This window comes from Amaricoccus sp. W119 (assembly GCF_047275745.1).
In the GTDB taxonomy this organism is placed as follows: Bacteria; Pseudomonadota; Alphaproteobacteria; order Rhodobacterales; family Rhodobacteraceae; genus Amaricoccus.
The window spans coordinates 1-845 of record NZ_JBKQWU010000199.1 but is presented as its reverse complement, the minus strand read 5'-3'; the positions used below and the strand labels follow the sequence as shown (position 1 = coordinate 845).

Sequence of the window (845 nt, the reverse complement as noted above, 5' to 3'; positions counted from 1 at the left end):
TCTGGCGACGATCCGAGAGCGTGAGATGGCTGAAGCGCGTCTTCATTCAGGATGTCCTTTCGCTTTCCAACATCCTGCCAGATCTCAAAAGTCGCAGTTCAGAATAGCGCGTACCGCAGTCGTGATGATGTTCAGATAATGTTAATTATGATGAGAATATTTTCGGTGGAGGTGCGGGTACTCCGGTTTCTCAGTTCACCCGGAACGTCACACGGGCCATCTACGATGCCAATGGCCGAGGGTGTCGCCGAGGTCTACGCGGCCGATCCCGCAGTCGCCGGCGCCGGCCTCGACGAAGCGGATTCGTTCGGCTCTTCGTCGCGCTGATCTGCCAGGAGTCGCGGTTCAATCCGGCCGCCGTGTCGCCGAAAGGCGCGCGCGGGCTCGGTCAGCTGATGCCGGAGACCGCAGCGCTCCTCGGCGTCGAGGCCGGCGAGCCGATCGCGACCGGTCGCCGCCCGCGCGTTCGCTGCACCTTCGCCCCCCGCGCTCGAGACGATGTCGTCGAGCCGGTCTCTCTCGCAGCCCCCGCACAAGGAACCGTGCTCGAATGGAAAAGATGGTCGCGACCACGCGCCGGATGATCGGCTTGGCGCTCCCCTCCCTCGCAGGACCCAGTCCTGCACGATCCGCGGTCCGACCCCGCCGATCCGGGCTGCCTCCGTCCGACTTCCACCGTCAAGGATCATGTGTGGACGGCCCCCTTGGCGCAGGAGCTTTTGCGCGGCAATGAGCTGTATAAGTTTAGACTTGATCTGACATCTGGTGTCCGGATGTCGGTCATGTTCCGCCTGTCAGCCTCCGATCGGGCGGCGATCATTTTTTCCCTCGCGATCGGGGCCGCG

Annotated in this window: 1 protein-coding gene; it reads left to right on the top strand. The window is 63.2% G+C overall.

All coding sequences use genetic code 11. The features are described from left to right. Nucleotides 1–359: 359 nt before the first annotated feature. Nucleotides 360–584: a hypothetical protein gene (locus tag ACLJK8_RS22965; RefSeq protein ID WP_413152704.1), complete on the top strand. Its 225-nt coding sequence runs from the start codon at nt 360–362 to the stop codon at nt 582–584. Nucleotides 585–845 lie beyond the last annotated feature (261 nt).